7 protein-coding genes and 1 pseudogene are annotated in these 7565 nt (G+C 75.0%); 7 read left to right on the forward strand and 1 reads right to left on the reverse strand.

The window, feature by feature from the left end; translation table 11 throughout:
• Positions 1–102, forward strand: a pseudogene (locus DLJ47_RS31610) (IS982 family transposase); the annotation flags it as partial.
• Between the two features lie 35 nt (positions 103–137).
• Complete coding sequence (locus DLJ47_RS31615; RefSeq protein WP_109905555.1) at positions 138–650, forward strand: GNAT family N-acetyltransferase; 513 nt, start codon at positions 138–140, stop codon at positions 648–650.
• A gap of 106 nt (positions 651–756) precedes the next feature.
• Here DLJ47_RS31615 and DLJ47_RS31620 read toward each other — a convergent pair whose 3' ends face one another.
• Positions 757–1788, reverse strand: coding sequence for an ABC transporter substrate-binding protein (locus tag DLJ47_RS31620; RefSeq protein WP_109905549.1), 1032 nt, complete (start codon positions 1786–1788; stop codon positions 757–759).
• 157 nt (positions 1789–1945) lie between these two features.
• Between DLJ47_RS31620 and DLJ47_RS31625 the strand changes: the two genes are divergently transcribed.
• The 5 genes from DLJ47_RS31625 to DLJ47_RS31645 all read left to right on the forward strand — a co-directional run bounded on the left by DLJ47_RS31625 (position 1946) and on the right by DLJ47_RS31645 (position 7522).
• Positions 1946–2956: a FecCD family ABC transporter permease gene (locus DLJ47_RS31625; RefSeq protein ID WP_342447660.1), complete on the forward strand. Its 1011-nt coding sequence runs from the start codon at positions 1946–1948 to the stop codon at positions 2954–2956.
• Positions 2953–3981 carry a FecCD family ABC transporter permease gene (locus DLJ47_RS31630; RefSeq protein WP_109905551.1) on the forward strand — a complete coding sequence of 343 codons (1029 nt, stop codon included), beginning with the start codon at positions 2953–2955 and terminating at the stop codon, positions 3979–3981. The genes DLJ47_RS31625 and DLJ47_RS31630 overlap by 4 nt, the downstream gene beginning before the upstream one ends.
• A 59-nt stretch (positions 3982–4040) precedes the next feature.
• A complete protein-coding gene (locus tag DLJ47_RS31635) occupies positions 4041–4820 on the forward strand; it encodes an ABC transporter ATP-binding protein (protein ID WP_109905559.1) in 780 nt (259 codons plus the stop codon).
• Positions 4821–4917: 97 nt separating this feature from the next.
• Positions 4918–6960 carry a penicillin acylase family protein gene (locus DLJ47_RS31640; RefSeq protein WP_109905561.1) on the forward strand — a complete coding sequence of 681 codons (2043 nt, stop codon included), beginning with the start codon at positions 4918–4920 and terminating at the stop codon, positions 6958–6960.
• Positions 6950–7522: a GNAT family N-acetyltransferase gene (locus DLJ47_RS31645; RefSeq protein ID WP_109905553.1), complete on the forward strand. Its 573-nt coding sequence runs from the start codon at positions 6950–6952 to the stop codon at positions 7520–7522. Before DLJ47_RS31640 ends, DLJ47_RS31645 begins: the two co-directional genes overlap by 11 nt.
• Positions 7523–7565 lie beyond the last annotated feature (43 nt).

The following is a 7565-nucleotide window of genomic DNA, read 5'->3' on the forward strand; positions in this document are numbered from 1 at the left end:
GTGCGGGTGGCCCAGCGTCTCCTGGCCATGGCTGCCGCCATCTGGCACAACAACAAGACCGGCGCACCCGTCACCCGGTCACTGATCGCCTACGACCACTGACCGGGATTCGGAACTACTCGTCTAGGGTGCTCGCCGTGCAGATCCGGCCGTTCACGCAGTCCGACTGGCCCCAGGTGTGGCCGATCCTCCAGGAGGTGATCCGGGCGCAGGAGACCTTCCCCTACGACCCGGCGATGACCGCCGGCCAGGCGTACGACATGTGGGTGGAGCAGCCGCCGGGACTCACGGTGGTCGCGGTGGACGGTGGGGCGGTGCTCGGCACCGCCAAGATGGGCACCAACCGCCCCGGGCCCGGCTCGCACGTCGCCACGGCGAGCTTCATGGTGGCTCGGGAGGCGCGCGGCCGGGGCGTGGGCACCGCGCTGTGCCGGTACACGCTGGACTGGGCCCGCTCGCGCGGCTACGCCGGGATGCAGTTCAACGCGGTGGTGGCGACGAACACCGCCGCCGTCGAGCTGTACCGGCGGGAGGGCTTCGCGGTGGTCGGCACCGTGCCGGGCGCGTTCCGGCACCCCACTCTCGGCCGGGTCGGCCTGCATGTGATGTACCAGGAATTCCCGGACGCCACCGTCCCGGGAGCCGCCTGACGCTTGCCGCTTTCCGGCCGCTACGCCCGTGGCCCGCACCGACCAAGGTCGGCGCGGGCCACGGCCGGGTGCCGGCGCTGGTACCGGTCGCGGACGGCGACGGCTGTCAGCTGACCTTCTTGGCGGCCAGGATCGCCTTGGCCAGGTTCTCCAGCAGCGGCGCCGCGCCGGCGTACGAGAAGCGGGGCACCGCGTCCCACGGGGTGACCTGGTTGGCCTTGACCGCCGGCAGCTGCCCCCAGGTCGGCTTGGCCGCGAGGTCCTTGGGCTGCAGGGCCGTGCTGCGGTTGTCCAGCAGGATCAGGTCGGCCGGGAACTTGTTGGCGTTCTCCCAGCTCAGCACCTCGAAGTAGTCGCCCGTCTCGAGCTTGGTCGGCACCACGATGTCGACCCCGAGTTCGGCGAAGTACATCAGGTCGGTGCTGACCTTCGGGTTGGAGACGTAGAACAGGTCGGGACTGCCGGAGGCGGCCATCACCTTGATGCCCGGGTTGGTCTTCACCGCCTGCCGGACCGACTCGGCGGCGGCCTCGAAGCGGGCCTTGGCGTCGGTGACCTTCTTGGCCGACAGGTCGGCGCCGAGCGACTCGGCGAGCTGGGCGTACCGCTCGATCGGCTTGGTCATCGGCACCCGGGCGGTGGTGACGGCCACGCTGGGGGCCAGCGGGAGGATCTTGTCCTTGCTCTCGTCCGGCACGTACCAGAGCGCGCCCGGGTCGTACATGTGGGTGACCAGCAGCTCCGGGCGCAGGGCCGCGTACTTCTCGACGCTGAACTCGCCCCAGACGTTGCCGAGGATCTCCACGCTCTCCACGTTCAGGTCGCCAGCCTGCGGGTCCTTCGTGCCGTCCGCTCGCTTCGTCTCCCCGAAGACGCCGACCACCTGCTTGTCGAGTCCGAAATCAACCAGCGCCGCCGCGGTGCCGGTGAAGGCCACCACGCGGGTCGGTCGGGCACCGGCGCTCACCTTCTCGTTGCGGTCGTCGGTGAACGACCAAGGGCCGGAACCCTTGCTCACCGCCGAGGATGCGGAGTCACCGTCGCCTCCGCAGCCGGCGAGCAGAGCGGCGAAGGTGGCGGCACCGCCGGCCAGCAGGCCGCGGCGGGAGAGTCGACGGGCGGACACGGGATCAGGCATGACGTCGTCTTTCGATCAGGGTCGGGGGGGATGACCGTGGACAGCCCAGTTAGGTTAACCTAACCTAATCGCCTGTCAAGTTCGGCACCCCCCACCGGAGCTCACACTGTCCGTCATCCAGTCACCACGCAGCGGTGACCTGCCCGCGGCCCCGGCCGTGCCGACCCCACCCCGAAGCGGTCGAGCCGCGCTGCGGGCCGCCGGCCTGGTCGCCGCCCTGCTACTGCTCGTCGCCGTCACCGTGCTCAGCATCGCCGTCGGCGCCAAACAGCTGCCGCTCGCCGAGGTGTGGCAGGGGCTGCTCGATCCCGACTCGGCCGAGTACGCCGTCGTGCACCGGATGCGGCTGCCGCGTACGCTGCTCGGCCTGCTCGCCGGCGCCGCCCTCGGGGTGGCCGGCGCGGTGATGCAGGCGCTGACCCGCAACCCGCTCGCCGATCCCGGCCTGCTCGGCATCAACGCCGGCGCCGCCGCCGCGGTCGCCACCGCCGCCGCCTTCCTCGGCGTCACCGCGATCGACGGCTACGTCTGGTTCGCGCTGCTCGGCGCCGCCGCGGTCACCGTCGGCGTGTACGCGGTCGGCGGCGGCCGGGCGGCCACCCCGGCCCGGCTCGCGCTGGCCGGCGCGGCGCTCAACGCCACCCTCTACTCGTACGTCAGCGCGGTGATGCTGCTCGACGCGGCGTCGCTGGACCGGCTGCGGTTCTGGACGGTCGGCTCGCTGGCCAGCGCCGAGACCGCGACGGTGCTGCGGGTGCTGCCGTTCATCGGCGCGGGCCTGCTGGTCGCGCTGGTCGCCGCCCGCTCGCTCAACGCCCTGGCCCTCGGTGACGACTCCGCGCGGGCGCTGGGCGCCCGGCCGGCCCTGATCCGGGCGGTGGTGATCGCCGCGATCACCCTGCTCTGCGGGGCGGCCACCGCGGCCTGCGGTCCGATCGTCTTCGTCGGGCTGCTGGTACCGCACCTGGTCCGCGCGCTGACCGGGCCGGACCTGCGCTGGCTGCTGCCATACTGCGCGCTGCTCGCGCCGGTGCTGCTGCTCGGCGCCGACGTGCTCGGCCGGGTGCTCGGTCGCCCCGGCGAACTCCAGGTCGGCATGGTCACCGCGGTGCTCGGCGGGCCGCTGTTCCTGTGGCTGATCCGGCGGGGAAGGGTGGCCCACCCGTGATCGTCCTGCGGACCCCGGGCGGGGTGTCGCTGCGGCTGCGCCCCCGCGCGCTCGTCGTCGGCGCCGGTTGCGCACTGCTCGCCGCGGCCCTCGGCGTGCTCGCCCTCGGCAGCGGCGACTACCCGATGAGCGCCGCCGACGTGCTGCGCACGCTGACCGGCGGGGGCAGCCCGGCGGAGGAGTTCATCGTCACCGAGCTGCGGCTGCCCCGACTGGTCACCGCCGTCTGCGTCGGCGCCGCCCTGGCCCTGGCCGGCGCGGTCTTCCAGTCGCTGGTACGCAACCCGCTGGGCAGCCCGGACGTGCTCGGGTTCACCCAGGGCGCGTCCACCGGCGCGCTGCTGGTGGTGGTGGCCGGCGGCAGCAGCCTGGCGCTCGGCGCGGCAGCGGTGGCCGGCGGGCTGGTCACCGGGGTGCTGGTACACGCCCTCGCCTGGCGGCACGGCCTGCCCGGCTTCCGGCTGATCCTGGTCGGCATCGGGGTCACCGCGATCCTCACCGGGGTCAACGGCTACCTGCTGACCCGGGCGCCGCTGATGGACGCGGCCCGGGCAGTGCTCTGGCTAACCGGCAGCCTGGACGGCCGGGGCTGGGTCAACGCGCTGCCGCTGCTGCTCGCGCTGGCGGTGCTGGTGCCGGTGGTGTTCCTCGGCTGCGGGCCGGCGCTGCGGATGATCGAGCTGGGTGACGACGCCGCCAGCGCGCTGGGCGTACCGGTGGAGCGGGTGCGGCTGCTGCTGCTCGGCGCGGCGGTGCTGCTGGTCTCCCTCGCCGCGGCCGCCGCCGGGCCGGTGTCGTTCGTGGCGCTCACCGCGCCGCACCTGGCGCGCCGGTTGACCCGGGCGCCGGGGCCGAACCTGTTGCCCGCGATGGCGGTCGGCGCGGCGCTGCTGGTCGGCGCCGACCAGTTGGCGCAGCGGGCGTTCAGCGGGCACCAGCTGCCGGTCGGCGTGGTCACCGGCGTGATCGGCGGCGGCTACCTGGTCTGGCTGCTCGCCACCGAACGGAAGGCCGGCCGGCTGTGACGACCACGAACGAGAGCGGAGCACCGACCATGCAGCCCCACCGACTCAGCGGCGAGGCGATGACGCTCGCCTACGAGCGCCGCACTGTCGCGCAGGACCTGACGGTCGCCGTGCCGGACCGGTCGTTCACGGTGATCATCGGCCCGAACGCGTGCGGCAAGTCGACCCTGCTGCGTGCGCTGTCCCGGCTGCTGCGGCCGGCCGCCGGGTCGGTGCTGCTGGACGGGGAGGACATCCACCGCCGCTCGGCGCGCAGCGTGGCCCGCACCCTCGGGCTGCTGCCCCAGTCGTCCATCGCGCCGGACGGGATCGGGGTGGCCGAACTGGTCGCCCGCGGCCGCTACCCGCACCAGCGGCTGCTGCGCCAGTGGTCGCGCGAGGACGAGCGGAACGTGACCGAGTCGATGGCCGCCACCGGCGTCGCGGACCTGGCCGACCGCGCGGTCGACGAGCTCTCCGGCGGGCAGCGGCAGCGGGTCTGGATCGCCATGGCGCTGGCCCAGCAGACGCCGCTGCTGCTGCTGGACGAGCCGACCACGTACCTCGACATCGCCCACCAGATCGAGATCCTCGACCTCTGCGCCCGGCTGCACGAGGAGCAGGGCCGCACCCTGGTGGCGGTGCTGCACGACCTGAACCACGCGGCGCGCTACGCCACCCACCTGATCGCCATGCGCGAGGGGCGGGTGGTGGCCGCCGGGCCGCCGGCCGAGGTGGTCACCGCCGAGCTGGTCGAAGAGGTGTTCCGGCTGCCCTGCCGGGTCATCGAGGACCCGGAGAGCGGCACCCCGCTGGTCGTACCCGCCGCCCGCCGCCGGGCCGGCGCGGTGGCGCCGTGACCGACCCGGCCGCCCGGCGCGGTGGCGCCGTGACCGACCCGACCGCCCGGCGTGGCGCGCCCGGTCGTCCGGCCGGTGGCGGGGGCCCGCGATGAGCATCCGGGTCTACCGGGACGCCTGGGGGGTGCCGCACCTGCGCGCTGACAACGCCGACGAGCTGGCCTTCGCCCAGGGCCGCAACGCCGCCGTCGACCGGGCCTGGCAGTTGGAGGTCGAGCGGCACCGGTCGCAGGGCACCAGCGCGGCGTTCCTCGGCGTGGAGGCGGTGGAATGGGACCGGTTCGCCCGCCGGGTCCGGCTGGACGACACCGCCCGGCGTTGCCACGCCGGCCTCGATCCGGCCACCGCGAGCTGGGTCGGGCACTACGTCGACGGGGTCAACGCCGGGCTCGCCGAGGGAGCCGCCCGGGCCCCGGAGTTCGCCGCCACCGGCCTGGCCCCCGGCCGGTGGCAGTCGTGGACCCCGCTGGCGCTCTGGCTGACCCACCACATCCTGTTCGCCGGCTTTCCCGGCAAGCTGTGGCGCGAGCACGTGGCCCGGCACCTGGGCGACGCCGCGGTCACGCTCTTCCACACCGACGGGCCGGCCACCTCCGGCAGCAACGGCTGGCTGGTGGCCGGTGAGCGCACCGCGAGCGGGGCGGCACTGCTCGCCGGCGACCCGCACCGCTTCGTCGAGGACCCGGGCATCTACCAGCAGGTCCGGCTCGCCTGCCCGGAGTACGACGTGCTGGGGCTGGCCGTGCCCGGGGTGCCCGGGATCGGCCACTTCGGGCACGCCGGCGCCGTCGCCTGGGCGATCACCAACGCGATGGCCGACTACCAGGACCTGTACGCCGAGCGGCTGCGCCGGCGCGGCGCGGCGGTGGAGGCGTACGGGCCGGACGGCTGGCGGCCGGTCCGGGCACACCTGGAGACGATCGAGGTGGCCGGGTCGGCGCCGGTCGAGGTCGAGGTGGTGGAGACCGACCGGGGTCCGGTGATCGCCGGCGGCCCGGACGACGGGACGGCGGTCAGCCTGCGCTACCCGCCCCGGGTCACCGGGAGGCTCGGCTTCGCCGCGCTGCCCGCGCTGCTGCGGGCGCGTACCGTCGCCGACGTGGACGCCGCCTTCGACAACTGGGTGGAGCCGGTGAACGTGGTGCAGGCGGCGGACACCGCCGGGGGCCTGCTGCACCGGGTCGCCGGCGCGGTGCCGGTACGCCACCCGGACAACCGGCTGCGGGTGGTGCCGGCCTGGGAGCCGGGACACGCCTGGCGGGGCTGGCACGCCCCGCTCCCCCGGGCCGAGGTCGACGGCGTCGCGGTGATGGCGAACCAGCGCGGCCTGGCCGCGCCGCTCGGGGTGGAGTTCGCCCCGCCCCACCGGGCCGACCGGATCCGGCACCTGCTCGACGCGTCGACCGCCTGGCGGGCCGAGGACATGGCCCGGGTGCACACCGACACCTACCTGGCGTCGGCCGAGCCGCTGCTGGCGCTGCTCGACGGGCTCACCGGGCTGAGCCCGCGGGCCGCGGCGCTGCGTGAGCGGCTGCGCCGCTGGGACCGCCGGATGGACGCCGGCAGCGTCGACGCCGGCGCCTTCGCCGCGCTGCGCGCCGCGGTGGTCCGGCGGTTCGCGGCCCACCCCGCACTGGCCGCGCTGGCCGACCCGCCAGCCTACCCGGAACTGTTCCGGCCCTGGCTGGCGCTCGCCCCACGGGTCGGCTACGCGCTGGAGGCGCTGCTGCGGACCGGACTGCCCGAGGTGGACCGGCCGGCGCTGGTGCGGGCGGCGGTCGAGGAGCTGGCCGCCGCCGACCCCGACGGCAGCTGGGGTGACCGGCACCGGCTCGCGCCGTGGCGCGCGCTGCCCGAGCCGGACGCCGCGCCGGGGCCGGAGTTGGCCGGCGACCACGACTGCGTGCTGGCCACCTCCAGCGTGCCCGGGGTGACCGACGTCTGCCTGCGGGCCCCGGTCGCCCGGTACGTCTGGGACCTGGCCCGGCGCGAGGAGAGCCGCTGGGTGGTGCCGCACGGCGCCGCCGGTGTGCCCGGCGACCCGCACCACGATGACCAGCAGCCGCTCTGGCTGGCCGGGCGACTGGCCCGGGTGGTCACCGACTGGGACCAGCTCACCGAGGAGCGAGATGAGCGTTGAGCAGCCCGGCGCCGATCCGCACCGGTACGCCAGGGAGGTTCCCGGTTTCGGGACGGTGACCATCCGGCCGGTCGACCCGGACACCGACATCGACCTGCTGCACGGCTGGGTGAGCCAGGAGCGGGCCCGGTTCTGGGGGATGCTCGACGCCGACCGGGAACGGGTCGCGGAGATCTACCGGTACCTGGACTCGTTGCGTACGCACCACGCGTACCTGGTGCACCGGAACGGCGTGCCGGTCGCGCTGCTGCAGACCTACGACCCGTACGCCGACCCGGTCGGCGAGTGCTACGACGTACGCCCCGGCGACTACGGCATCCACCTGCTGCTCGGCCCGCCGACGTCGACCGAGCACGGGTTCACCGCCACCGTCGTCGCGGAGATGCTCCGCTTCGTCCTGTCCGATCCGGACCGGCGCCGGATCGTGGTGGAGCCGGACGCGCGCAACGAGCGGGCGATCCGGCGACTGCTGCGCTCCGGATTCGTCGCCGGCCCGCAGGTGGACCTGCCCGAGAAGCGGGCCCAACTGCTCTTCCTGGAACGGACCGACGCGCCTGGTTGACGGCGGCGGGGCCGGCCCGATGGCGGGGCCCGGGCGGGGATCC

Origin of the sequence: Micromonospora sp. S4605 (assembly GCF_003176715.1) — a bacterium.
Taxonomy (GTDB): domain Bacteria; phylum Actinomycetota; class Actinomycetes; order Mycobacteriales; family Micromonosporaceae; genus Micromonospora; species Micromonospora echinaurantiaca.